The sequence below is a fragment of the Actinomadura sediminis genome, assembly GCF_042675525.1.
Taxonomy (GTDB): Bacteria; Actinomycetota; Actinomycetes; order Streptosporangiales; family Streptosporangiaceae; genus Spirillospora; species Spirillospora sediminis.
On record NZ_JBHTJA010000010.1, the window covers coordinates 86,741 to 108,830 of the forward strand.

At 71.8% G+C, this 22,090-nt stretch carries 24 protein-coding genes and 2 pseudogenes; 13 read left to right on the top strand and 13 right to left on the bottom strand.

What is annotated here, in order from left to right; translation table 11 throughout:
* Positions 1–126: 126 nt before the first annotated feature.
* A complete protein-coding gene (locus ACFQ11_RS08295; protein WP_378297374.1) occupies positions 127–552 on the bottom strand; it encodes a hypothetical protein in 426 nt (141 codons plus the stop codon).
* Between the two features lie 155 nt (positions 553–707).
* Here ACFQ11_RS08295 and ACFQ11_RS08300 point away from each other — a divergent pair, with 155 nt between their 5' ends.
* The 5 genes from ACFQ11_RS08300 (at position 708) to ACFQ11_RS08320 (ending at position 5,048) form a co-directional block, all read left to right on the top strand.
* Positions 708–1,355, top strand: a complete 648-nt coding sequence (locus tag ACFQ11_RS08300; protein ID WP_378297375.1) for a DUF998 domain-containing protein — start codon at positions 708–710, stop codon at positions 1,353–1,355.
* 44 nt (positions 1,356–1,399) lie between these two features.
* A complete protein-coding gene (locus ACFQ11_RS08305) occupies positions 1,400–1,771 on the top strand; it encodes a YciI family protein (protein WP_378297377.1) in 372 nt (123 codons plus the stop codon).
* On the top strand, positions 1,768–3,006 hold the full coding sequence (locus ACFQ11_RS08310) for an RNA polymerase sigma factor (RefSeq protein WP_378297379.1): 1,239 nt from the start codon (positions 1,768–1,770) through the stop codon (positions 3,004–3,006). Before ACFQ11_RS08305 ends, ACFQ11_RS08310 begins: the two co-directional genes overlap by 4 nt.
* Positions 3,007–3,162: 156 nt before the next feature.
* Positions 3,163–4,107: an NAD-dependent epimerase/dehydratase family protein gene (locus ACFQ11_RS08315; RefSeq protein ID WP_378297381.1), complete on the top strand. Its 945-nt coding sequence runs from the start codon at positions 3,163–3,165 to the stop codon at positions 4,105–4,107.
* Between the two features lie 71 nt (positions 4,108–4,178).
* Positions 4,179–5,048, top strand: a complete 870-nt coding sequence (locus tag ACFQ11_RS08320) for an RNA polymerase sigma-70 factor (RefSeq protein ID WP_378297383.1) — start codon at positions 4,179–4,181, stop codon at positions 5,046–5,048.
* A 267-nt stretch (positions 5,049–5,315) separates the two neighbouring features.
* Here ACFQ11_RS08320 and ACFQ11_RS08325 read toward each other — a convergent pair whose 3' ends face one another.
* Positions 5,316–6,305, bottom strand: coding sequence for a hypothetical protein (locus ACFQ11_RS08325; protein WP_378297385.1), 990 nt, complete (start codon positions 6,303–6,305; stop codon positions 5,316–5,318).
* Between the two features lie 419 nt (positions 6,306–6,724).
* On the opposite strand from ACFQ11_RS08325, the gene ACFQ11_RS08330 reads away from it, so the two are divergent.
* Together ACFQ11_RS08330 and ACFQ11_RS08335 are read left to right on the top strand one after the other, a co-directional pair.
* Complete coding sequence (locus ACFQ11_RS08330; protein ID WP_378297387.1) at positions 6,725–6,991, top strand: hypothetical protein; 267 nt, start codon at positions 6,725–6,727, stop codon at positions 6,989–6,991.
* A 108-nt stretch (positions 6,992–7,099) separates the two neighbouring features.
* Positions 7,100–7,684: a hypothetical protein gene (locus tag ACFQ11_RS08335; protein ID WP_378297389.1), complete on the top strand. Its 585-nt coding sequence runs from the start codon at positions 7,100–7,102 to the stop codon at positions 7,682–7,684.
* Positions 7,685–7,974: 290 nt separating this feature from the next.
* Here ACFQ11_RS08335 and ACFQ11_RS08340 read toward each other — a convergent pair whose 3' ends face one another.
* From ACFQ11_RS08340 to ACFQ11_RS08350, 3 genes are all read right to left on the bottom strand, one after another.
* Positions 7,975–8,922: a proline racemase family protein gene (locus tag ACFQ11_RS08340; RefSeq protein ID WP_378297391.1), complete on the bottom strand. Its 948-nt coding sequence runs from the start codon at positions 8,920–8,922 to the stop codon at positions 7,975–7,977.
* Between the two features lie 123 nt (positions 8,923–9,045).
* The gene (locus ACFQ11_RS08345; RefSeq protein WP_378297393.1) at positions 9,046–10,161 is read right to left on the bottom strand and encodes an FAD-dependent monooxygenase; all 1,116 of its coding nucleotides are present in this window, start codon (positions 10,159–10,161) and stop codon (positions 9,046–9,048) included.
* Between the two features lie 73 nt (positions 10,162–10,234).
* Positions 10,235–10,987, bottom strand: a complete 753-nt coding sequence (locus ACFQ11_RS08350; protein WP_378297395.1) for a siderophore-interacting protein — start codon at positions 10,985–10,987, stop codon at positions 10,235–10,237.
* A 180-nt stretch (positions 10,988–11,167) separates the two neighbouring features.
* On the opposite strand from ACFQ11_RS08350, the gene ACFQ11_RS08355 reads away from it, so the two are divergent.
* On the top strand, positions 11,168–11,905 hold the full coding sequence (locus tag ACFQ11_RS08355) for a TetR/AcrR family transcriptional regulator (RefSeq protein WP_378297397.1): 738 nt from the start codon (positions 11,168–11,170) through the stop codon (positions 11,903–11,905).
* Positions 11,906–12,230: 325 nt separating this feature from the next.
* On the opposite strand, the gene ACFQ11_RS08360 is transcribed toward ACFQ11_RS08355, so the two are convergent.
* Positions 12,231–12,758 carry a MarR family winged helix-turn-helix transcriptional regulator gene (locus ACFQ11_RS08360; RefSeq protein WP_378297399.1) on the bottom strand — a complete coding sequence of 176 codons (528 nt, stop codon included), beginning with the start codon at positions 12,756–12,758 and terminating at the stop codon, positions 12,231–12,233.
* A 122-nt stretch (positions 12,759–12,880) separates the two neighbouring features.
* On the opposite strand from ACFQ11_RS08360, the gene ACFQ11_RS08365 reads away from it, so the two are divergent.
* The 3 genes from ACFQ11_RS08365 to ACFQ11_RS08375 all read left to right on the top strand — a co-directional run bounded on the left by ACFQ11_RS08365 (position 12,881) and on the right by ACFQ11_RS08375 (position 15,045).
* Complete coding sequence (locus tag ACFQ11_RS08365; protein WP_378297401.1) at positions 12,881–13,756, top strand: NAD-dependent epimerase/dehydratase family protein; 876 nt, start codon at positions 12,881–12,883, stop codon at positions 13,754–13,756.
* 54 nt (positions 13,757–13,810) lie between these two features.
* Entirely contained in the window at positions 13,811–14,242 is a 432-nt protein-coding gene (locus ACFQ11_RS08370; RefSeq protein WP_378297403.1) for an SgcJ/EcaC family oxidoreductase, read from the top strand.
* A 62-nt stretch (positions 14,243–14,304) separates the two neighbouring features.
* Positions 14,305–15,045, top strand: a complete 741-nt coding sequence (locus ACFQ11_RS08375) for a hypothetical protein (RefSeq protein WP_378297405.1) — start codon at positions 14,305–14,307, stop codon at positions 15,043–15,045.
* A 626-nt stretch (positions 15,046–15,671) separates the two neighbouring features.
* Here ACFQ11_RS08375 and ACFQ11_RS08380 read toward each other — a convergent pair.
* Together ACFQ11_RS08380 and ACFQ11_RS08385 are read right to left on the bottom strand one after the other, a co-directional pair.
* Entirely contained in the window at positions 15,672–16,859 is a 1,188-nt protein-coding gene (locus ACFQ11_RS08380; RefSeq protein ID WP_378297407.1) for an FAD-dependent monooxygenase, read from the bottom strand.
* A gap of 102 nt (positions 16,860–16,961) precedes the next feature.
* Entirely contained in the window at positions 16,962–17,663 is a 702-nt protein-coding gene (locus ACFQ11_RS08385; protein WP_378297409.1) for a hypothetical protein, read from the bottom strand.
* Positions 17,664–17,751: 88 nt separating this feature from the next.
* Between ACFQ11_RS08385 and ACFQ11_RS08390 the strand changes: the two genes are divergently transcribed.
* Positions 17,752–18,438 carry a TetR/AcrR family transcriptional regulator gene (locus tag ACFQ11_RS08390; protein WP_378297438.1) on the top strand — a complete coding sequence of 229 codons (687 nt, stop codon included), beginning with the start codon at positions 17,752–17,754 and terminating at the stop codon, positions 18,436–18,438.
* 489 nt (positions 18,439–18,927) lie between these two features.
* Here ACFQ11_RS08390 and ACFQ11_RS08395 read toward each other — a convergent pair whose 3' ends face one another.
* From ACFQ11_RS08395 to ACFQ11_RS08415, 5 genes and pseudogenes are all read right to left on the bottom strand, one after another.
* Positions 18,928–19,434 carry a DUF6624 domain-containing protein gene (locus ACFQ11_RS08395; RefSeq protein WP_378297411.1) on the bottom strand — a complete coding sequence of 169 codons (507 nt, stop codon included), beginning with the start codon at positions 19,432–19,434 and terminating at the stop codon, positions 18,928–18,930.
* 212 nt (positions 19,435–19,646) lie between these two features.
* Complete coding sequence (locus ACFQ11_RS08400; RefSeq protein WP_378297413.1) at positions 19,647–20,033, bottom strand: DoxX family protein; 387 nt, start codon at positions 20,031–20,033, stop codon at positions 19,647–19,649.
* 109 nt (positions 20,034–20,142) lie between these two features.
* A complete protein-coding gene (locus ACFQ11_RS08405; protein WP_378297415.1) occupies positions 20,143–20,616 on the bottom strand; it encodes a carboxymuconolactone decarboxylase family protein in 474 nt (157 codons plus the stop codon).
* An 85-nt stretch (positions 20,617–20,701) separates the two neighbouring features.
* Positions 20,702–21,118, bottom strand: a complete 417-nt coding sequence (locus ACFQ11_RS08410) for a sigma-70 family RNA polymerase sigma factor family protein (protein WP_378297439.1) — start codon at positions 21,116–21,118, stop codon at positions 20,702–20,704.
* 127 nt (positions 21,119–21,245) lie between these two features.
* Positions 21,246–21,584 (bottom strand): annotated as a pseudogene (locus ACFQ11_RS08415) (sigma factor); the annotation flags it as partial.
* Positions 21,585–21,718: 134 nt separating this feature from the next.
* Between ACFQ11_RS08415 and ACFQ11_RS08420 the strand changes: the two are divergent.
* A pseudogene (locus ACFQ11_RS08420) lies at positions 21,719–22,003 on the top strand (DUF4158 domain-containing protein); the annotation flags it as partial.
* Positions 22,004–22,090: the final 87 nt, after the last annotated feature.

A 22,090-nucleotide genomic window follows, 5' to 3' on the forward strand; every position in this document is an offset into this window, starting at 1 on the left:
GCTGACCGCCTTCTCCGAAGGCCCGCGTGGCCGCTGCCGGCCGGGCGGGCGGGTGGCGGCGAGCCGTTCGGAACGGTTCGCCGCCACCGCGTGTTCTCCGGGACGGGCGGGAGGCCGGTTCCTCGGTCAGAGGCGGGTCGAGGTGGAGGCGTACCCGCCGCCGCCGGGGTAGACCCACTCACCGGTGAGCGTGGTGTCGTCGGCGTCGAAGGTGCCCTGGAAGTAGGCGGGGCTGCCCTTGGCCCCGGCCCAGATGGTCAGCCTGTCGCCCTCCAGTTCGTAGACGTAGTCGAAGGTGTTGCCCACCGAGTCGTAGTACCGCGACACCACGTCCGTCCCGGCCGGCTCACCGAACGGGCGCAGGTTGCCGATGACCTCCATGCCGGTGACCGGCTCGCCGAACTGGGTGAGCTCGACGTGCTGGACCAGGAAGAACCGGCCGGGCATCCACTCGTAGCGCACGGTCCCCTCCGCGCCGCCGGTGACCCTCCAGGTGCCGACCAGGCGGTCCAGGGCCTTCAGCTCGGGGCTCGGCTGCTGGGTCTCGATCATGTCGTCCTCCTCTGTGGTTGCTCACCGGTACCTCGGAGCCCCCTGCCGGGCTTTGACACCGGACCGCTGTGACCTGAATCACATCCATTCCGCGTCAAAAACCCCGATCCGGGTCCGAGGTAGCGAGCGAGAACACACCGACAAGGGAGGACGTCATGACCGCCGCCGCCACCGCCGCTCCCGTCCGCAGGACCGCTCGGACGTCCGGGCGCCTGCGGCTGGCCGGAGCGCTGGCCGGGCCGCTCTTCTTCGCCTCGGCGATCACGCAGACGCTCACCCGGGAGGGGTTCGACATCACCCGGCACCCCATCAGCCAGTTGTCCATCGGCGACCTGGGGTGGATCCAGATCCTCACGTTCGTCCTCGCGGGGACGGGCGCGCTCGCGCTGGCCGTCGGCGCCGGGCGCACGCTCACCGAAGGGGCCGGGCGGCGGGCGCTGCCGATCCTGGTGGGCGTCTTCGGCGCCGGGCTGGTGGCGGCCGGGGTCTTCCCCATGGACCCCGAGAACGGCTTCCCGGCCGGCACCCCCGAGGGGCCGGTCGCGCAGATGTCCTGGCACGGCGTCGCGCACTCGGCCGCCGCCGCCGTGGCCTTCACCGCGCTGGCCATCGCGGCCGTCGTGATGACCGTCCGGTGCGCCCGCCGCCGGGCGGCGCGGCCCGCCGTGCTGAGCGGCGCCGCCGCGCTGGTGCTGCTGGTGCCGATGTCGCCCGACCACATGAGCGTCCAGATCGCCGTGAACGGCCTGGTCGCCTTCACCTGGACGACCGTCCTCGCGGTGGCGCTGCGGCGCGCCGCCTGAGGCCGCCTTAACGTAGCCTGCGACGATCGATAAGAGGATTCACCATGAAATACCTGCTGCTCGCCTACACTCCGGCCGCCGCGTGGGACGCCGCCACCGCCGACGTCCCCTCCGAGGAGGCGCTGGCCGCTTTCGCGACGTACCAGAAGCTGGAGCGGGAGCTGATCGACTCCGGCGAGTTCGTCACCAGCGAGGGCCTGGGACACCCGGCGGTCAGCACCACCGTCCACCGCGACGGTGACAGGGTGGTCGCCACCGACGGCCCCTTCGCCGAGCTCAAGGAGGTCCTGGCCAGCTTCGCCGTGATCGACGTGGCCGGCAGGGAGCGCGCCGTCGAGATCGCCGCGCGCATCGTCGAGGCGCTCGGCGAACCGATCGAGATCCGCCCGATCATGGGCGAGGACTTCGCGGCGTGAACCGCGAGCTCGAGGACCTGCTGCGCGCCGAGGCGCCGCAGGTGCTCGGCGCGCTGGTCCGCCGCTTCGGCCGGTTCGACATCGCCGAGGACGCGGTGCAGGAGGCGCTGCTGACCGCCAGCCGGACCTGGCCGGCCGAGGGCGTCCCGGAGAACCCGCGCGGCTGGCTCGTCCGCGTCGGGTACCGGCGCATGGTCGACCTGCTCCGCTCCGACCAGGCCCGCCACCGCCGCGAGCAGGAGGTCGGCGCGGCCGAACTGGCCATGCGGGCACCCGACCGCCGGGCGGACCCCGTGCGCGAGACCGACGACAGCCTGACCCTGCTGCTGCTGTGCTGCCATCCCGCGCTGGACCCCACCTCCCAGGTGGCGCTCACGCTGCGCGCCGTCGGCGGCCTGACCACCGCCGAGATCGCCCGCGCCCACGGGACGACCGAGCCCACCATGGGCGCCCGGATCAGCCGCGCCAAACAGCGGCTGGCCCGCGCCGGAGCCCGCTTCGCACCGCCCACCGACGCCGACCGCGACGGCCGTGTGGCCGCCGTGATGCGGGTGCTCTACCTGATCTTCAATGAGGGTTACACCGCCACCGCCGGCGACCGGCTCGCCCGCGTCGACCTGACCCGCGAGGCCATCCGGCTGACCCGCATGCTCCACGCCACGCTCGTCGACGACCCCGAGGCGGCCGGCCTGCTGGCGCTGATGCTGCTCACCGAGTCCAGGCGCACCGCCCGCACCGACGGCGGTGACCTGGTGCCCCTGGACGAGCAGGACCGCACCCGGTGGGACCGCGACCTGATCGACGAGGGCACCGCGCTCATCGACGGCGTCTGGGACCGCGACCGGACGGGCCCCTACCGGCTCCAGGCCGCGATCGCCGCCGTGCACGCCGCGGCGTCCTCACCCGACGAGACCGACTGGGCCCAGATCGCCGTGCTGTACCTGTGGCTCGAACGGCTCACCCCCACCGCACCGGTCCAGCTCGGCCGCGTGGTGGCGGTGGCCCGCGCCCACGGACCGGCCCGCGGCCTGGCGCTCCTGGACGACCTCAACCGGCGCCACCACCTGGACCGGCACCCGCTCACCAGGCAACGGGAGCACGCGGTCCGCGCCCACCTGCTCCAGATGACCGGCGACGGCGCGCGGGCGGCCGACCTCTACCGCCGGGCGGCCGACCTGACCGCGAACCAGGTCGAGCGGCGCTACCTGCTCGGCAGAGCCGGCGATCTCGACTGAGCGGCGTGGGCGCCGACGCCGGCCAGGCGCTGCGGCGCGGGATGAACTGTGTCGTGGATCACTGTCCCCGCTGTCACATCGAGGAGGGCCGGCCCGTCTGGTTGCCGTAACCGACGTGATCCCGGCGCGGCCGCCGGGACGGAACAAGGAGTGATCATGCGAGTTCTCGTCGCGGGAGCCACCGGAGTGATCGGCGGGCGGCTGGTGCCGCTGCTGACCGCCGTGGGGCACGAGGTGACGGGCCTGGTCCGGCCGGGAGGCGACACCGCCGCGCTGACGGCGGCGGGCGCGCGGGTCGCGGTCGCCGACGCGCTGGACCGGGACGGGCTGCGCGCGGCGGTGCGGCAGGCCGCGCCGGACGCGGTGGTGAACATGCTCACCGCGATCCCCGCCGAGATCGACCCGAAGAGGCTGGCGCGGGACTTCGCGGCGACGAACCGGCTGCGCACCGAGGGCACCGCCAACCTGATCGACGCGGCGGACGGGGCGCGGATCATCGGCCAGGGGCTGGCCTACGCCTACCAGCCGGGCGAGGGCCCGGCCGATGAGGACGCCCCGCTGTGGCGGACGGGCACGCCCCGGCAGTTCGCCCCCGTGCTGGACGCCCTGGTCGAGCTCGAACGCCTGACCCTGCGGGCGGACGGGCTGGTGCTGAGGCTCGGCCACCTGTACGGGCCGGGCTCCGCCTACGCCGCCGACGGGTCGTTCGTGCGCGGCGTGCGGGCCGGGAAGGTGCCGCTGGTCGGCGGCGGGCACGCGGTGTTCTCCTTCACCCACGCCGACGACGTGGCGGCCGCCGTGGCGGCGGCGCTCGACAAGCCGGACGTCACCGGCGTGCTGAACGTCGTCGACGACCACCCCGCGCCGATGAGCGAATGGCTGCCCCGGCTCGCGGGGATCCTCGGCGCTCCGGCGCCGAAGAGGGCGCCGGCCGCGCTGGCGCGGATGGCCGTCGGGGGCTGGGGCGTGGCGTTCACGACCCGGCTGCGGGGCGCCGACAACTCCCGGGCCCGGCTGCGGCTGGACTGGCGTCCGCGGTACGCGTCGGTGACCGAGGGCTTCGCCGCCGAGCTGGGTGGCGGAATCGCCGCGGCGGCGTGATCGTCGTGGCGGCGCGATCGGCGGGCCCGGTGGCGGGCCCGCCGCCGGACGCGGGGAGTGGGGAGCGCGACGTGAGCGATGCCGTGGAGACCTTCGAGGAGTACCGCCGAATCCTCCTCGGCCTGGCGTACCGGCTGCTGGGCAGCATGTGGGACGCCGAGGACGTGGTGCAGGAGGCCTACCTGCGCTGGACCGGCACCGACCGGGACCAGGTCCGCGAGCCCCGCTCGTTCCTGGTGACGATCGTGACCCGCCTCGCGCTCGACCAGCTGCGCTCCGCGCGGGCGTCCCGCGAGTCCTACACCGGCCCGTGGCTGCCCGAGCCGGTGGACGTCCGGGCGTTCGGCCCGCTGGACACCGCCGAACTGCACGACACGCTCTCTTACGCGACGCTGCACATGATGGAGCGGCTGTCGCCGCCCGAACGCGCGGTGTTCGTGCTGCGCGAGGCCTTCGACCTGCCCTACGACCAGATCGCCGGGATCCTCGGCAGCCCGTCCGCGACCTGCCGGCAGTGGCACCGCCGTGCGGTAAGGCGTCTGGCCGAGGGCCGCGGCCGGTTCACCCCGGTCACCGGCGACCACACCGAGCTCCTCGAGCGTTTCCTGAGCGCCGCGCAGAACGGCGACCTGACGGCGTTGGCCGAACTGCTGGCCGAGGACGCGGTCGCCTACAACGACGGCGGCGGCAAGGTGCGCGCCGCGCTGCGCCCGGTCGTCGGCCGCGACCAGGTGCTGGCGTTCGTCGCGGGGCTGATGTCCCGGTATCCGCTGGAGGAGGCCCGCCTGACCGAGGCCAACGGCGAGCCCGCGATCTGGACCGTGATCGGCGGCCAGCGGCAGCTCATCGCCTTCGGCGTCCGCGACGGACGCATCCACGAGATCTTCGGCGTCCTCAACCCCGACAAGCTGTCGGGCGTCGACCCGGCGAGCGGAGCATGACCGCCCCCGGACGATCGAATCCGACACCGAAGGCGTCACCCTGACGGCAACGCCCAGATCGTCCGGTGAGGAGGATCGGCACAGGGATTAGCGGTAGAGGCTGCCACCGACTTCCCCAGACCGGGGAACCCCATGAAGTGAGGGTGTTCGCCTTGGTGAGCGGCACGTAGAGGTTCGTGGAGTGGTTCTGGGAGGCGCGTCGAAGCGTTCGGCGCGCCTGGTTCCCCGGCTCGGGGAACCAGGCGGTGCCGGGTGGGTGCGCGGCGGTCATTCGGTCGGGGAGCCTCGGCGTTCCTCGTGCTGCCGCACGTACAGCGGGACCGGGTCGGGGCGCGGGTCCTCGAAGTATGGGAGCGGGTCGTCGTAGCCGATGGCGTACGGGTCGTCGGCGTAGAGGGCGGGCAGCGGCGCCGCCGGGTTCGTCGACGTGGGCGGGGGTCCTGGGGGGACCGGTGCGTGTGCTGAGCGCAGGAAGTCGCGTTCGAGGCTCACCCGGTCCAGTTCCGCGGTGAGATGCGCGTTGGTCTCGGTGAGCTGGGCGATGGTCTGCTCGCTGCGCGCGAGGCGGTGGGTCAGCTCGTCGTTTTCCTTGAGCAGGGCCTGCGCGACGGGCTTGTGGTGCTGGTGGGCGATGATCTTCATGCACAGTCGGCGGTCCTCGTCGCGCTCGCGGTGCAGGGCGTCGATCTCCTGCTGGAGGAATCGCGCGTGCTCTCGGAGGCGCTGTGTCTCGGCCTCGTGGAAGTCGATGGTCTGGCGCAGCCGAGTGAGCGTGTTGAGCTGCCAGCTCACCGCCTGTTCCAGGTCGGCGATCTTCCGCTCGTACTCGGCGATCGCCCGTCCCTGGGAGTGGGAGACCTCTTTGAGGGAGTCGAGCGCGGCCGTCAGCCGGCCCTGCTTTTCGGTCAGCCTGTCGATCTGTTCACGCAGCCCCGCCATGACGCGCGCCATCTGCGCTGCCTGTTCGGCGGCGGTCGCGCCTCGCGCGAGCGCGGCGTCGAGTCTCTTGCGGAGGGCGTCGCGTTCCTCCCGCGCCTGCTGCAGGTCCTGCTCCAGGAACGTGATCTTGTCGTCCCGGGTCGGTTCCTTGGGCGGCTGGACCTCGCAGGCTTCCCGGTGCAGCTCCATCAGGGTCGCCAGCTCCACCGGTTCCACCGGACGGAACTTCCCCAAAGGCCTGAGGACGTAGTGCTGCAGGACGCGCCGGTCCGGCACGGCCCGGCCGTCCAGATAGTGGGGCAGCTTGGAGTGCCCCACGCCCGCTTCCGCGAAGAGTTTGTTGTCCGAGGTCCGGGACTTAATCAACTTGTCCAGGTACTCGACAAACTTTACGACTTGCGGAATGTCACTCTTGATGCGCCGAATGTCTTTTTTGTGCTGGGACACCGGGGGGTGGCACCCTTCTTCTCTTCCTATTGGTGGGGGCTCCCCGGCCGGGGGAGGCGGGGAACCATTGTGACCTGCGGGTCATCCCGCAGGGGGTGGAAGCGGCTTCCCTGGGACGGGGAAGGCGGGGCCGCGAAAAAAGTGCAGCCAAATATCGGTTCCCCGCTTCCGGAGAGAACGATCAACCTACCAGGATCTTGGTGATTCGTTCGAAGAGATGCGCCTCGCTGTTCGCCACAAATCGGAAATGAGTTGGACGCGGGGCGCGAGAAATTGATCTTGGAGGAGAGATGTCTATCTCCCGTTCCCGCCGGGCCTGGGGCGCCCGCGGGCGGAAGCGGCAGTGCGGTACGGCCCAGCTCGCCGGCGCGCCGGTGGAGTCGCAGGAGCGGCGCCCGCGGGGCCAGGCGCGGGGTCGCTGGTACACGCGTAAGGGCCGGTGGCTGGGCCAGGAGGCGATGGTCTCGGTCGTCCGCGGCACCGCCTACGCCATCGGCCTGGCGATCGGCGGCGGGCTCGGTGGCGGGCTCATCTACTGGTTCACCCAGTCGTTTTGACAGAGGCTGTGGAATCCCCGGACGACGGCCGTGATCACCCGTGCGCGGGAGTCGATTGCCCTGTACGGGTGATCAGCCGGGGTGGCCTGGGGCCCGAGACTCGTGGCCATGGCGATCGACAGGCTTCTCCGCATGGTCCACCCCAGCACTCCGACCATCGGCGACACCGAGCAGCCCGTGCCGCGCTGGGCAATGCGGCTGGCCTATGCGATGCCGTTGCTGCTGCTGCCCTCGTGCCTGTGGCGATTGCCGTTCGCGTTTCATTTCGACATGGGGCAGCAGCAGGAGGGCGGCCTGCCGAGCTTGTGGGTGAGCATCCCGTACGTCTTCGGGCTGAGCGTGATGTCGGAACTGATCGCGTTCCTGTGCATCGGGCTGGTGCGCGGCTGGGGTGAGGTCGCCCCCGCCCGGATCCCCTTCATCGGAGGCAAGCGCATCCGGCCGCTGGCAGCGGTCATTCCCGCTCTGCTCGGTGGGCTGACCCTCACCGCGCTGTTCGGTTCCGTACCGTTCGGCGGCGGTCAATGGCTCACCGTGTTCGGCATCGTTGAAAGCGTCCCCTACGACAACGGGTGGTGGTACGCGCTCGCGATGATCTGCACCGCTCCAATCAGCGTGTGGGGGCCGGTCGTCGTCGTCCTGGCCATCGCCTACTACCTGCGCCGCCGTCCCCGCCCCCGCAACCTCCTGTGATCGCCTCACGGCCCGGCGCCGCCGTCCCCGGTGCGCCGGGCCCGCGTGCGGCCGCGGCCGGACGAGCGCGGCCGGACGAGCGCGGCGGACGGCCCCGCCGCTGCCGCGGAGCGGCCGGCCGCCAGCGCGCCCGCCGCCCGCCCACGTGGCATCTCCCGCCTGACTCGTCAGCGTCTACCGGCCACGCCGACCCTCTACCGAGGGAGGGCGGGCGCCTACCGCGCGACAGGTCATGTGCGTCCGTACACGGTCCCTATGTGGGCGGTCGCGGTCGTGCGGGCCGCGCCGGGTCAGGCAATGGCGAATCCGGGGCCGATGGGGTCGCGGGGATCGAGCACGAATCGATGCTCGCCGGTCCGGTACGCCATTCCTTCGATCTCGCCCGTCACGCCCTCCGGCCCTCGGTCGACGACCCGGCCGACGAGCCGGGCCCCGGTGATCGATTCGTGGACGAACGCGTCCGTCACCGGGGCGTCGGAGTCGAGCAGGGCCAGCCGGGCGGTGGTGCCCGACCCGCTCGGCGAACGGTCGACCTGGCCGTCTCCGAAGATCGTCACGCTGCGCTGGTGGTCCACGCCCAGCTCGTCGTACAAGGTGACCCCGTACACGTCGGCCGTATCGGCGAGCTCTCGCTGGATCTCCCTGCCGGCCGTGACCAGCTCGTGCAGCGCCGCGGAGGCGACGGTCAGGCCCAGGTCGCCCGCCCGGACCGAGGCGTAGACGGCGCCGCCGTATGCCACGTCGGCCTTGGCCGCCCCGTAGGTGGTGCGTACGGGCACCGCGCGGGCCAGCACGTACGCCGGGACGTTGCGGAACCGTACCGACTCCACTCGCCCGGCCGCGCACCGGACCGTGGCGGTGACCCGGCCGGACGGAACGTCGATCACCACATCGGTGAGCCCGTCGGGGGCGGCCCGTACGCGGCCCGACTCCACCGCCCAGGCGCCGAGCGCGATGGTGCCGTGCCCGCACGCGGTCGAGTACCCGTCCCGATGCCAGAACAGCGCACCGAGATGCGCTCCGTCGTCGTCCGGCGGCACGAGGAAGCACCCGTACATTCCGGCGTGCCCCCGCGGTTCATGGCACAGCAGTCGCCGCACGAGGTCCGCCTCCGCCGGGACCGCCCGGCGGCGTGCCCGCACGGTCTCGCCGGGCAGGTCCGGCACCCCTTCGGCCGCGATCCGGAACGCGTGTCCCGCCGTGTGATAGTCGACCGTCGCCACATTGATCGCATCCACGCGGCCCCAGGCTAGCGACCCTTGTCCAGGCGGCTCCGGGCTCGGACGGGTTCTCCTCCCGGACGGCACGCCAAGCCCGGCTGGACGGCGGCTCCCGCGCAGCCCGGCGACGGTCGGCGGGGGTCATCCGGTCCAGCTCAAGACCGGGTCCATGGAGCGGACGAAAACCGAGGCGGGCGCCATCCGCAGGGCCGCGTCGCGGGCGGCCGGCGGGAGCCGGGTCGGGTCGGCCATCGCGCCGAGCTGCCGGGAGCGGCGGGCGATCATCTGGGTGCGGGGCCGGCGGATGCGGTCGTAGGCGCGCAGGGCCTCGACGACCGTGGTGTCGCCGGTGCGGGCCGCCTCCAGGGTTCGGGCCAGCACCACGGCGTCTTCGAGCGCCTGGCCCGCGCCCTGGCCGAGGTTCGGCGTCATCGCGTGGGCGGCGTCGCCCAGCAGCGCGACCCGGCCGGTCGCGTAGGTGTCCAGATCGGGCAGCTCGTAGGTGTCGTGCCGGAGCACCGCGCCGGGCTCCACCGTCTCCAGCAGGGCGGGGACGGGGTTGTGCCACCCGGCGAACCGGCGCCGCAGGTCGGTGAGCCCGCCGGTGCCGTCCGGCGGGCCGGTGACCATGGCGTAGCAGTACACCCGTCCGTCCGCCAGCGGGGCGTAGCCGAACCGGTCGCCCCGCCCCCAGCTCTCCACGGCGCCCTCGACGGGACGGGCGGCGGCGATCATCCGGAAGGTGGTGTAACCGGCGTAGCGAGGCGCCGGCGCGTCCGGCCACAGGGAGCGCCGGGTGGCGCTGTGCAGGCCGTCGGCGCCCACCACCACGTCGGCGGTGCCGGTCCCGCCGCTGTGCACCACGGTGCCGTCCGGGCGCACCTCACGGACCCGGACGCCGGGCCGCAGCGTCTGGGGCGGCAGCGCCCGGTGCAGCAGGTCGAGCAGGTCGGCGCGGTGCAGCGTCGCCCAGAAGCCGTAGCGGCGGGTGAGCCGGTCGACGTCGTTGCGGATCAGCCAGGTGCCGTCGGCGCGCCGGGTGCCGACCGGGGCGTCGGTCACGGCCCGCTCGCGGACCTCGTCGCCCAGCCCCAGCGCGTCCAGTGCGCGCAGCGCGTTGGGCTGGATCGACAGGCCGGCGCCGACTTCGGTGAACTCGGCGGCCCGCTCCAGCACCTGCACCCGCCAGCCGTACCGGTGCAGGGCGATCGCGGCGGCGAGTCCGCCGATCCCGCCGCCGACGATGAGTGCTCGCATCTGTTTCCTCTCGGTCGGGAAGTGTCGTTCGCCGGGAACGCCGTGCCGGCCGCCGCCCGGTGGTCTGCGCGGGTCAGTGCAGGCCGCGCTTGCCCGGGGCCCAGAACGGCTTGACCTTGATCGAGCGGCGGTCCCAGCCGCGGTCGCGGACCAGGTGGTCGCGGATCTTCTGGCAGGTGCGCGCCTCCCCCGCCAGGTAGGCCGCGCCCTGGCCGGCGGGCAGGTCCAGATCGGCCACCGCCGTCGGCAGCACCGCCGAACCGGCCGCCGGGGCGCCGTGGCGGTGCACGCGGCGCAGCCGGTGCGGGCCGGGCATCGGCAGGTCGTGCTCGGGGTACGCGCTCTCCAGCACCCCGTACACGCGCGCCGCCGGCTCCAGCGCCCGCAGCATCGGCCCGAACGCCGCGCTCGCGGTCTCCTCGCCGACGAACAGGTGGAACGGCGCCGGACGGGTGAAGAAGTCGCCCTCCGGCCACCAGACCGGCACCCGGTCCCCCACGGCGGCCGCGCGCGCCCACCTCAGCCCGATGCCGTCCCCGTCGTACAGGTGCGCGCGCAACTCGATCGCGCGCTCGCCGGGATCGAACTCCCAGATGGTGTAGGTGCGCAGTGTCTCGCCGGGGCGCAGCAGCCCCGCCACCGACAGCGGGTCGTTGATCTCGACCCGCACGTGCTGCCCGGGAACGTAGGGGAAGCCGATCGGCTGGTCGGCGACCAGGCGGATGCGCCGCATCGTCGGCGTGACCATCCCGGTGTCGGCGACGGTGGTGTCCAGGCGGTACTTGGCGAACGCGCCGACGAGCGGGTTGCGGGTGCGTTTGGGCATCTCAGTCCCCCCGCGCGCCGCGCCGCCGGGCGCGGCGGGACATGCCCCACCACACCGCGGTCACCAAGGCGGCCAGCAGCGACCATTTCACGGGCAGCTCCTTACAGGCTCTAGAAACTTTTAGAGCCCCTAAGGAAGCATAGGGGCACTAGGATGTCAACGTCGTCGAGAAAGGACCGCATGGCCGCCCAACCCACCAGCCGGCGCGAGAAGCTCCGCCAGGCCACACTCGCCGAGATCCGCGAGGCCGCCCGACGGCTGCTGATCACCCAGGGGCCCGCGGCGGTGACGATCAACGCCGTCGCCCGCCAGATCGGCATGAGCGGACCGGCGCTCTACCACTACTTCGCCTCGCACGACGACCTGGTCGCGGCCGTGACCGCCGACTTCCTGCGCGAGCTGACCGCGGCGATGGAGGCCGCCCGCGACGCCCACGCCCCCGGCGGCACCGCCGACCGGCTGCTGGCCACCTGCCGCGCCATGCGCGACTGGGCCGTCGCCCACCCCGCCGAGTTCGGTTGGATCTTCGCCAGCCCCATCCCGGCCGCCGCCTCCGCCCGCCACCGCCCCGACACGCCCCGCAACCAGGCCGGACGCGACTTCGAACTGGTCTTCCTGCAGCAGATCGAGGAACTGTGGGCCCGCCGGCGTTTCCCCGTCCCCGCGCCCGCGGACCTGGACCCCTCCGTACGCGAGCAGCTGAGCGCCTACGCCGCCGCCCTGGGGCGCGCCCTGCCCATCGAAGCCCTCTACGTCGCCCTGTCGTGCTGGATCAGGCTGTACGGGCTGCTGTGCATGGAGGTGCTCAACCAGCTCGACTTCGTCTACTCCGACCCCGGCCCGATCTACGAGGAGACCCTCCGCGACCTGGTCGGCACCCTCGGCCTGGACTACCGCCCGCCCCGACCGCACCCGTGAACCGACCGGGGCCGTGCCACGGATCGATTCCCCGCACGGGGGTGGGAGGCGTCCGCGACGCGGCAGACCTCCCGCCGCGCCGCCGTTACGCCGAAGGCGAGGTCTCCCTCGCCGACCTCGTCACCGAGCACGGCATCGGCCGCCCCGCCATCCACGGCCAGGAAAAACCCGGCTAAGCGACGGTCTCAACAACTACTTCGCTCCTCGTCGCAGCCGTAGGAGTTCGGGGCCATCGAGGCCGCCGCATGAACGCCGCCCGCAGACCGCCTTCGGGAGCGGGGGGCCGGTTCCGCCTGGTCGGCCTGGCGGAACCGGCCCCGAGCCGTTAGTCCTCGGCCGGCTGCCGTCCGCCGTCTCCAAGGGAGATGAGCAGACGGCGGAGGAGCGTGGTGAGCTGATCGCGTTCGTCGGCGGCCAGGCCGTCGAGGAGCCGACGCTCATTGGCGAGGTGCTGTTCCACGACCTCGTTGGCCAGGCGCAGGCCCTGTTCGGACAGGGAGATCAGGACCCGGCGCCGGTGCGCCGGGTCCACCTGGCGGTCGACCAGGCCCTTTTCCAGCAGCCGATCGACCCGGTTGGTCAGTGCCGCCGAGCTCACCATGGCCGCACTGCTCAGCTCTCCGGCGGTGAGGACGTGGGGCGGGCCGGAGCGCAGCAGTGTCGCCAGTACGTCGAACTCCCAGGGTTCGAGGCCGTGCCGGGCGAACTCGTCCTTGAGCGCGCGTTCGAGCAGCCGCGACACCCGGGACAGGCGGCCGATGACCGCCATGGGGGAGCAGTCGAGATCGGGGCGCACCGCCCGCCACTCCCGGATGATCACATCGACGCCGTCCTGCTGGGCCGAGTCGGTCACGGTCGTCCTCCCCTGGTGAAGCGGTTTCACGCACAGTCTAACTGTTCGACGTCGAAGAGTTTGACGATCGGGTGGGTTGCGGTCTAAAGTTTCGACATCGAAATTTTCGAGGGAGGACTGACATGCGAACCCTGATCGTCGGAGCCCGCGGTTACCTGGGTTCGGCCGTCGCCGAAAGGCTGTCGGCCGCAGGGCACCAGGTGGTGGAACTCGCCCGCCCCGGCGGCGACCGGCCCGACGACCGCTACGAGCGGCGTATCGGCGACCTGACCGACCCGGACTCGCTCACCGCGGCGGTCACTCCCGACATCGACGCGGTGATCAACCTGGCCACGCCCACCGGTGACGCCGCCGCCGACGCCGCGGCCGTCGCGGCGTTGACCGGTCCGCTGCGCGGCACCGGGCGCGCGTTCGTCTACACCAGCGGCGTCTGGGTTCTGGGCGCCACCGGGGCGTCGACCGCCGACGAGGACACGCCCGCCGACCCGATCCCGATCGTGGGATACCGGCCCGGCATCGAACGTCAGGTGCTCGCCACCGCGCGGGACGGCGTCCGCGCCACCGTGGTCCGTCCCGGCATCGTCCACGGCCGCGGCGGCGGTATCCCCGCACTGCTGGTCGACCTGGCACGCAAGCACGCGGCGCCCCTGATCGTCGCGGACGCGGCGGTGCGCTGGCCGATGGTGCACATCGACGACCTGGCCGACCTTTTCGCCAGGGTCGTCGAGCAGGCGCCCGCCGGAACGCTGTGGCACGGCGTGAGCCAGGAGGCGGTCCCGGTGCGGGAACTGGCCGCCGCCGCCGGCGGAGCCGCCGGGGTCGCCGGCCGGCCGCGCGTCTGGCCGCTGGACCAGGCGCGAAAGGAACTCGGTGCGCTGTTCGCCGACGCCCTGGCGCTCGACCAGTCCGTCGGCGGCCGGCGGGCACGCCAAGAGCTGGACTGGCGGCCCCGGCACCCCGACGCCGTCGCCGACCTGCGCGACGGCTCCTACCGCTGAGCACGGCCCCCATTCCGAACACCTGACGACACCGAGCACACCAAGGAGCGGAAAATGAGCATGGAGATCTTCGGCGCCTCCCCCGACGGGCAGGCCGACATCGACGCGATCGTCGCGCTGGTGGCCGCGGTCGAGCACGCGCAGCAGAACGAACTGCCCGAGGCGTTCATGGAGCTGTTCAGCAGGCGCGACCCCGTCTGGACCACCGCCCACGGCATGCGCCTGTCGGGCTGGGAGACGATCAGCGAGTTCACCCACAAGGTGCTGCCCGGGGCGATGAAGGACTCGACCGCCTCCTACGAGGTCGTCCGCATCCTGTTCGTCCGTCCCGACGTGGCCGCCGTCAACGTCCACCAGCGCCCGATCGACCGGGACGGCCGCGCGCTGCCCGGCGTGCCCGAGGGCCGGCCGCTGTACGTGCTGGCCAAGCAGGACGGCGAGTGGAAGATCGCCGCGGCCCAGAACACCCAGGTCAAAGGCGACTGATACGGCCCCGGCGCCGCGTCCGTGCAGCCCATGGCGCCGCCGACACCCCGAGAGGACGACCCATGAAGATCGTCAACGAGCAACTGGCCGTCACCGCACGCCTCGTCCCTCCCCATGACAACGGATACCTGCTCCTGGCCGCCGAGGTCGGCACATGGCGCGGCCCGTTCGCGTCGCACGGCCGCGCCCACCGCGCTCTGCTCGAACGCCTGACCGCTCTGGCCGCGCGGCTGACCGCCCGGGACGAGGTCGAAGAAGCCACCGTGTTCCGCGCGATCCTGCGCCCTCCCGGCGAGGGCGGCGCGCTCCTGCGCCGCCGCGGCGTCGCTCCGGCCCGTTACGACGTCGTCGTGCTCACCCGCACCACCGACCCCGCGGCCGCGCTGGCGCTGCGCGGCGAGCCCGACTACAAGGAGCTCGCCGAAGCCCTCGGCACGGCGGCCCGCCGCACGCACCACATCGCCGCGCGCGACACCCGCCGCCTCGGCGACGTCGACCACCGGCCCGACGACGCGTTCCTGTTCAACTACTTCTACGCCGACGACGGCGAGACCTTGCTGGACGTCTGGCAGTACACCGCCGGATGGTTCCAGGCCAAGACCGGCCTGGCCAACTCCGCCCTCATGCAGCCGTTGGACGGCGAACCGGCCGAGTACGGCGTCGTCAACCACGCAAGCTGGCCCACCCTGCGCGCATTCCTGCCCGGCCTGATCTTCCGCCCCACCTTCCGGAGGTTCGTCCTGGCCAACTTCAAGGCCAACGGCATCGCGGCCCAGCCCATCATCTACCGCCGCCTGCGATGAACCCTCGTCACGTGCGGCGTGCCCACCGATCGGCGGCCCCGGACGGCCGGGCACCGGCCCGGCGACTGATCGAGTTGCCGAGACAGCGAGGTTGGCGCCGGGCCAAGCGGGTGAAGCGGTTCGAGCGGCATGCGGCGCTGGTGAACCACGGCGCTGGAAACCGTCCATTCGGGCAGCGAGTGGCCGATGTGCAAGGAGGGCATGGTGACGCACGCGGAGTCGGAGGGATCGCAGGTCACCGATGCGCCGCGGCGGCAGAGGGAGTTGTTTCTGCCAAATTCGGCGTGAGATGGAACCGTAGGATCCGGTTTCCCCGATCCGGACGCGGACGGCGATGGTGACGGGCGTTCGGCGGTATCGGAGAGCATGTGGGGCAGCTCCTGATCTCTACCGCTCCCGGTGGCACGCAGCTCTCCATCGAGCGGCATCGGAGTGCCACTCCACAACGGAGGTGACGTGCACCCAGCTCAAGCCCGGACCGGTCTGCGGGCCCCGAGGTAAAACGTGGGCATCCGGCCCCGCGACGTCGACGATGTCGGCTTCCAGGAATCGGCGAGTTGCGCGACGTGCGACGCGGGCGGCCCGGCGGACAGGATGAAGCCCCCCGGGGATGGCGTTGGGGACGGTCAGGTGTTCCGTTCGGGCGGCGAGTCCCTGTAAGGCAGCGACGGGGGTTCCCAGCGTGCGATCGGGTCGAGCGCGCGGACGGTGACGGCGGGTGGCAACAGCCGCATCAGGGCATTGCGCAGCCCGACGGCCGGTTGCCGGCGGAGGCGGCCGGGACGCCCGAAACGGCGCGACATCCTGGTTATGTGCTGCGTGCGGGGAAGGCGCACGTCGTTGTAGGCGGACAGTCCTTGGTCGAGCGTCGGTGCGGTGGCGAGGGCGGCACCCAGTGCGACGGCGTCCTCCAGCGCCTGGCAGGCCCCTTGCCCCAGAGCCGGTTCCATGGCGTGGGCGGCATCTCCCAGCAGGGCGACCCGGCCCTGGACATAGCCCGATAGCGGGGGGTGCAGTTCGTAAGTGTCGGTGCGGATCAGTTGGGTCGTTGCCTCCAGAATTCCCGGGATCGGACGGTGCCAGTGGCCGAAGCGGCGACGCAGGAGGTCGCGTTCGGCGTTCTGGTCGACGGCACGACCGCCTTCGGGTTCGGGGGCGGTGGCGTACCAGTAGGTGCGGCCGTCGGCCATGCGCATTGCGGCGAATCGGTCACCGGCTCCCCAGGTCTCGCTGGCGGCCGCCGCCGCATCGAGGTCGTAGTTCGCCAGACCGCGCCAGGAGGTGTATCCGGCGTAGCGCGGCCGCGTCGCCGTGCCGAACGCGGCGGAACGTACGCGGCTGCGGACGCCGTCCGCACCGATGAGCAGGTCTCCCCGGACGCCCGCGCCGTTCTCCAGGACGGCCGTGACACCGGCGTGCGACTGCTCCACGGCGCGCACCCGGGCGCCGGTCAGCACCATTCCGGCGGGAAGGGCGCGCGCCAGCATCGCCTGGAGCTGGGCACGGTGCAGCATGATCGCGGACATGTCGTGCCGTTCGGCGAACGTCGCCGAGTGGGCGCGCATGAGCCAGCGCCCGCGTGGATCGCGTACTCCGAAGTGGCCCTGGAGGGTGGCGAGGTCCCGGACGGCCCGTCCCAGCCCGATCGCTTCCAGGGCCCGGACGGCGTTCGGCCACAGGGAGATCCCCGCCCCCACTTCTCGCAGCTCGGACGCCTGTTCCAGCACCTGGACCGACCAACCGGTCCGTGACAGGGCGACCGCGGCGGCCAGCCCGCCGATCCCACCACCGGCGATGACGGCATGGCGACTCATGTGCAGACCTCCTCGTATCCGGTTTCTCCGGGTGGCTCGTCGTGCGGGACGGCCGCGTGGCGGGCGCCCTTGTTCACCGTTGCGGCGGGCGATGGTCTCCGGCTACGCCGTGGCCGTGGCACCGGCCCGGCCGGGGCGCCTCCTGACCACGGCCAGCGCGAGCGCCGTGATGATCCCGGCGATGACGGCGAGCCGCAGCCAGTCCGCCGCCAGCCAGAACGAGACCTCGTCCAGCAGACGGGTGGTGACGGGTTCGTCCTTCCAGCCCACGACGGTGGGCGCGAAGTACAGGTAGGTCACCGCACGCTCGGCGTAGTAGGCGGCCGCGGCGGCCAGCAGGAAACGACGCCGGCCGGCCGATCGCCAGTTCAGGTAGAGCGCCAACGGCATGAAGACCCATTCGGTCAGCGGATTGAGGACGAGGAAGAAGATCAGGGATCCCTCGGCCGCCTCGGATTGCTGGAGGGCCAGGTAGGGCTCGGCGGAACCGAACATCAGGTGCTGGACGAGTCCGGCGCCCGCCTGCATCGTCATCGCCGTCAGGGCGAGGAGCACCGGCACGTCGTACCAAGCGCGCCGGGTGGCCGCCGACCGCCGCAGGCGCGGCGCGACCGCCGCGGCGACGACCGTCCACAGCAGGCCCCATCCTGCTCCCGCGCCCAGGATGACCGGAAGCTCCGACCGGCCGCCGTCGGCGGCCGCGGTCATGTTGCCGATGCCCAGCAGGGATGCCAGGGCGGCAACGGTCAGCAGTGTCGTCGGTGTCCCTCGCTTCCGCAGCGACGGGATGAGTGAAGTGGTCATCATCGACCTCCCCCGGTGTGGTTCCGTCTCCACGGTATCAACCGTCGGATGATTATTTCATCCAATGGATGACAAAGTTGGCGTGGCTATGCTGACCGGCATGACGCGCGCCTCCCCGCCCAACCGTCGGCCTCGTCGTTCTCCCGCGTCCGCCGAGCGCCGGCGCGACCCCGAACGCACGCGTGAGCGCATCCTCGACGCGGCCGTCCACGAACTCGCGGACAAGGGGCCGACCCAAATACGGGTGGCGGCCATCGCCGAACGCGCGGGAGTCAACAAGCAACTCATCTCCTACTACTTCGGCGGCAAGGACGGCCTGCTGCGCGCCATCGGCCAGCGCTGGCGCGACCAGAAGCGCGCCTATGACGCCCCGGACGTCCCCCTGGCCGAGGTCATGCGCCACTACGCCAGAGCCGCCGGCACACACCGGCTCGCCACCCGTCTACTGGGCTGGGAAGGGCTCACCTACACCGACGCCGCGGACGATCCAGACCGGGAAGCACGGCGGCACCAAGCCGAGCAGGACCTCGCCGATCTGCGCCGCCGCCAGGACGCCGGAGAGATCGCCGACGACATCGACCCGGCATGCCTGTTCCTGGCGTTGCTGGCGGCGGCCAGCGCTCCCGTGCTCCTGCCCCACATGACGCACAGCATCTGCGACACCGACCCCGCCTCCGCCGAGTTCGTCGAGCATTACGCCGAGCAACTCGCCCGTATCGTCGCCCACCTGACCGCCCCGCCCCGCAACCCGAACGCCGACGCAGACGCCACTTAGACCCTGTCCTACGTGGTGGGCTAATGGTTGATCTTGCTGTGGGCGAGGGTCGGTGGGACCGGGGCGTGCCGAAAAGGTTGTGGGAGATGACGCGGCCGTTGCTGCCGCCGCCGCAGGTGCGGCCCCAGGGCGGAGCGACCGTGAACGTCGATGACGAGGCGGTGTTCGCCGCGGTCGTGACCAGCGGCTGCGCCTGGAGGTCTCTCCCGCCGTGTTCCGAGGCGTCCTAGTCGACCGTGCACACAGGTTCACCATTTGGTCGCGGGCCGATGATCTGCTGAAAGCCGCCCGGGAAGCGACGTGGATTGCGGAGTCCGCCGGCTGGCCGGATGACGGCACTCTGCGGGTCGGATTCTTGAGCCTCTGCGTGCGCCACATCGAGATGGTGAGGGGATGACCGGCCAAGACGCGGCGGTGTGGGGACCGCGCTACAGCGTGGTCCCCACACCGCCGGGTGCGGCTGTCAGTCAGACCGGCTGGAGAGGGGCGTCAGGCCATGGAGAACTTGGCGACGTACTCGTCGAAGGGTTCGATGCCGACTTCCGCACGGCGTTCGTCCATGCGCTCGGGCTCTTCACAGGGCCACGGAACCGGTACTCCATCCTTCACACCGGCGATCTGAGTGCCGTAGACCTGCTTGCGTCCCTCATTGACCAGCGTGCGGTCGTGCAGGAAGGCCAGTTCGCGGGGGCCGGCCGAGCCTGCCGACACCGCTTGCCGCATCAACTGGAGGGCACGACGCTGCACGTCGAGCTGCCGGTCGGCGTGCTGAGCGATCAGCCATGCCGCACGTGCGGCCTCCTCGCCGACCAGGTCCGCCGTCGGCCAGCCGTACTCGTCCATGACCTCGTCGAGCCGGTCACCGTGCCGTGCGGTCAGCCGCCGCCAGGCCAATTGCTCGGCCGGGTCATCGCTGTTCGCGTATACCGCGGACTGGTGATCGGCCGCAGCCATGTCCCTGAGTTCCGCCGTCAGCGCGGCAATGTCGGGCGCCACTCTCAACTCCCAGGTCAGACCTTGTTCTACATCTGCCCGCAAGCTTAGAAGTGCAACTTGGGCGTAAAGATCATTCCGGAGAACGGTGACAGACGCCGCCCCACATGGGGATAATGGATCTACTCCCCGAAGTCGGCTTTGTTCCTACGCTTGCGGGCCGTCTTGCCGGAGCCGGTGTGCCGCCGCCCTTGCTGGGCCGGGTCGCGGGCCGGTCAGCCGGTGAGGGGTTCCAGTGCGAAGCGGCCGATCGCCACGAAGGCGGCCAAGGCGAGGTACCCCGCGTCTCCCAGCGCGGCTTTGGTCTCGCCTCGGCGGATCCGCATGATCACGGCACCGGTCATGATCAGTGCCAGGCCGGTGGCCGCCAGCGGTACGAGCATGGGCGCGACGTCGAGCACGGCGGGCAGGATCAGGCCCGCGGCGCCGAGGACCTCCAGTGCTCCGATGGCCTTGAGGGTGCCGGGCTGGAAGTCGAGGACCCAGCGCGCGGCTTTGGCCATCGCCGCCATTTTCTCGCGCGGGACGAACAGCTTCCCGAACCCGGAGAACAGGTAGACGGCGGTCAGCAGGCCGGTGATGATCCACAGTGCGGTGTTCATGAGTCTTGTCCTTGGCACATCGTCTGGGGTGGCGGCCGGGGGCGGGCCCGGGGTCGTCCCGGGGCCGCCTGATCCTCAGCGTCCGAGAGCTTGGGAGGGAATGTCCGCGTCAGCCGAACTGCTGACCGGGCCGGTACTCGCCGCCGGGCGTCCGCGTGATCACGTTCAGCCGGTTGAAGGCGTTGATCGTGCAGATCAGGGCCACCAGGGCCATCAGCTGATCCTCGTCGAAATGCTCGGCCGCGTTCGCCCACGCCTCGTCGGTGACGCCGCCGCCGTCGGCGAGACGGGTGCCCTGGTCGGTGAGTTCCAGCGCCGCCCGCTCCGCATCGGTGTAGACGGTGGTCTCCCGCCATGCCCCGACCAGGTTGACGCGCACCGTGCTCTCGCCGGCGGCCGCGGCGTCCTTGGTGTGCATGTCGAGGCAGCCGCCGCAGCCGTTGATCTGGCTGGCGCGGATCTTCACCAGCTCCTGCACCGCCTTCGGCAGTGCCGAGTCGGTGATGGCCTTGTTCGACGAGATGATGTACCTGGCCCACTTCGACCCGACCTCGTTGACCATCCAGTTCATCCGGGTTTCCATCGCGGTCTCCTTCGTCTGGGGATGCTTGCACCCCTACGACGGAGCCCCCCGCGAAGAGGTAACAGCCCATGCGAACCGACGTGCGCTACCGGGGTCGTTCGGGCAGGCCCATGGTGTCGAGGCGCCTGCGGTCGCTCACGGTCAGGATCTCGACGATCCGGCCGTCGACCACGGTGCACGCGACCACGCCGAGCACCTTGCCGTTGGCGCCCCAGGCCACGAACCCGGGCTCGCCGTCGACCAGGACCGGGAGCGCCGAGGTCATCGACCGGCCGCCGCGCAGGATCGGACCGGCCACCTCGGCCGCCCCGACCGTGGTCAGCACGCCCTGCGGATGGTACGTGCGCCAGGTCACCTGCGGATCGAGCAGCCGCACGAGCCCTTCGAAGTCCCCGGAGCGCGCCGCGGCGAGAAATGCGTCGACCACCGCGCGCTGCCGCCGCGGCTCCTGCTCCGGCGGCGGTGTGCCCTGCACCTTCCGGCGGGCCCGGCTGGCGAGCATCTTGGTCGCGTCGGTGGACCGGCCGATGATCTGACCGATGCTCGGCGAAGGGCACCGCGAACATGTCGTGCAGGACGAACGCAAGCCGCTCGGTGGGCGTGAGGGTGTCGAGCACCACCAGCAGTGCCAGCCCGACCGATTCGGCGAGCATCGCGTCGTCCTCGGGGGCCGCCCCGCCGTCCACGGTCACCACCAGCTCGGGCAGCCGGTCCTCGTACGACAGCGCAGGCCGGGTCTTGCGCGAGCGCAGCGCATCGAGGCAGACGCGGCCGACCACGGTGGTCAGCCAGGCGGCCAGGTTGTCGATCGCGGCCGCGTCCTGCCGCGCCAGCCGGATCCACGCCTCCTGCACCGCGTCCTCGGCGTCCACCCGCGACCCGAGCATCCGGTGGGCGACCGCCACCAGGCGCTCGCGCTGCTGTTCGAAGGCTCCCGCCAGTGCTTCGTGCGGGCCTGATCCGGTCATGTCGTTACCCTCCTTGCGCGCATTCCGTCATGGTCATGACGGGTCCGCAGGCGCGGAGGTAACCGGCCTTGGGGAACATCGGTGTTGTCGGTGAGAACGATCATGGTTGGTTAGCGCACTGATCCACTCCGCCGGTGAGGTTCGGTGAACTGCCGCCGGACCGCACCGGGTGCTGGCTACGCTCCACCCGTGCCGGTGGAGTTTCAACTGATGAGCAGCCTGCGGCGTGCGGGAAGTTCGCCGAGGCGCCGACGAGGCCCGAACTGGAGCGGTTCTTCTTCCCGGACGACGTCGACCGTGATCTGATCGCGCTGCGGCGCACGAAACACCGCCAACTTGGGTTCGCGCTCCAGATGTGCACGGTTCGGTACATCGGCCTGTTCCTAGAGGACCCGCTTGCGGTGCCGGGGCTGGTGGTCGAGCACCTGGCCGTATCGAGGACCCGTCGGTGGTCAAGCGGTACACCGAGCGGCGACAGACGCTGTACGGGCGGGCGTGGACGCACG

Coding starts and splice junctions, on each gene's coding strand:
- ACFQ11_RS08295 (WP_378297374.1), bottom strand. CDS start 552: ATGATCGAGACCCAGCAGCCGAGCCCCGAGCTGAAGGCCCTGGACCGC.
- ACFQ11_RS08300 (WP_378297375.1), top strand. CDS start 708: ATGACCGCCGCCGCCACCGCCGCTCCCGTCCGCAGGACCGCTCGGACG.
- ACFQ11_RS08305 (WP_378297377.1), top strand. CDS start 1,400: ATGAAATACCTGCTGCTCGCCTACACTCCGGCCGCCGCGTGGGACGCC.
- ACFQ11_RS08315 (WP_378297381.1), top strand. CDS start 3,163: ATGCGAGTTCTCGTCGCGGGAGCCACCGGAGTGATCGGCGGGCGGCTG.
- ACFQ11_RS08330 (WP_378297387.1), top strand. CDS start 6,725: ATGTCTATCTCCCGTTCCCGCCGGGCCTGGGGCGCCCGCGGGCGGAAG.
- ACFQ11_RS08335 (WP_378297389.1), top strand. CDS start 7,100: ATGGCGATCGACAGGCTTCTCCGCATGGTCCACCCCAGCACTCCGACC.
- ACFQ11_RS08345 (WP_378297393.1), bottom strand. CDS start 10,161: ATGCGAGCACTCATCGTCGGCGGCGGGATCGGCGGACTCGCCGCCGCG.
- ACFQ11_RS08350 (WP_378297395.1), bottom strand. CDS start 10,987: ATGCCCAAACGCACCCGCAACCCGCTCGTCGGCGCGTTCGCCAAGTAC.
- ACFQ11_RS08355 (WP_378297397.1), top strand. CDS start 11,168: ATGGCCGCCCAACCCACCAGCCGGCGCGAGAAGCTCCGCCAGGCCACA.
- ACFQ11_RS08365 (WP_378297401.1), top strand. CDS start 12,881: ATGCGAACCCTGATCGTCGGAGCCCGCGGTTACCTGGGTTCGGCCGTC.
- ACFQ11_RS08370 (WP_378297403.1), top strand. CDS start 13,811: ATGAGCATGGAGATCTTCGGCGCCTCCCCCGACGGGCAGGCCGACATC.
- ACFQ11_RS08375 (WP_378297405.1), top strand. CDS start 14,305: ATGAAGATCGTCAACGAGCAACTGGCCGTCACCGCACGCCTCGTCCCT.
- ACFQ11_RS08380 (WP_378297407.1), bottom strand. CDS start 16,859: ATGAGTCGCCATGCCGTCATCGCCGGTGGTGGGATCGGCGGGCTGGCC.
- ACFQ11_RS08385 (WP_378297409.1), bottom strand. CDS start 17,663: ATGACCACTTCACTCATCCCGTCGCTGCGGAAGCGAGGGACACCGACG.
- ACFQ11_RS08390 (WP_378297438.1), top strand. CDS start 17,752: ATGCTGACCGGCATGACGCGCGCCTCCCCGCCCAACCGTCGGCCTCGT.
- ACFQ11_RS08400 (WP_378297413.1), bottom strand. CDS start 20,033: ATGAACACCGCACTGTGGATCATCACCGGCCTGCTGACCGCCGTCTAC.
- ACFQ11_RS08405 (WP_378297415.1), bottom strand. CDS start 20,616: ATGGAAACCCGGATGAACTGGATGGTCAACGAGGTCGGGTCGAAGTGG.
- ACFQ11_RS08410 (WP_378297439.1), bottom strand. CDS start 21,118: ATGCTCGCCAGCCGGGCCCGCCGGAAGGTGCAGGGCACACCGCCGCCG.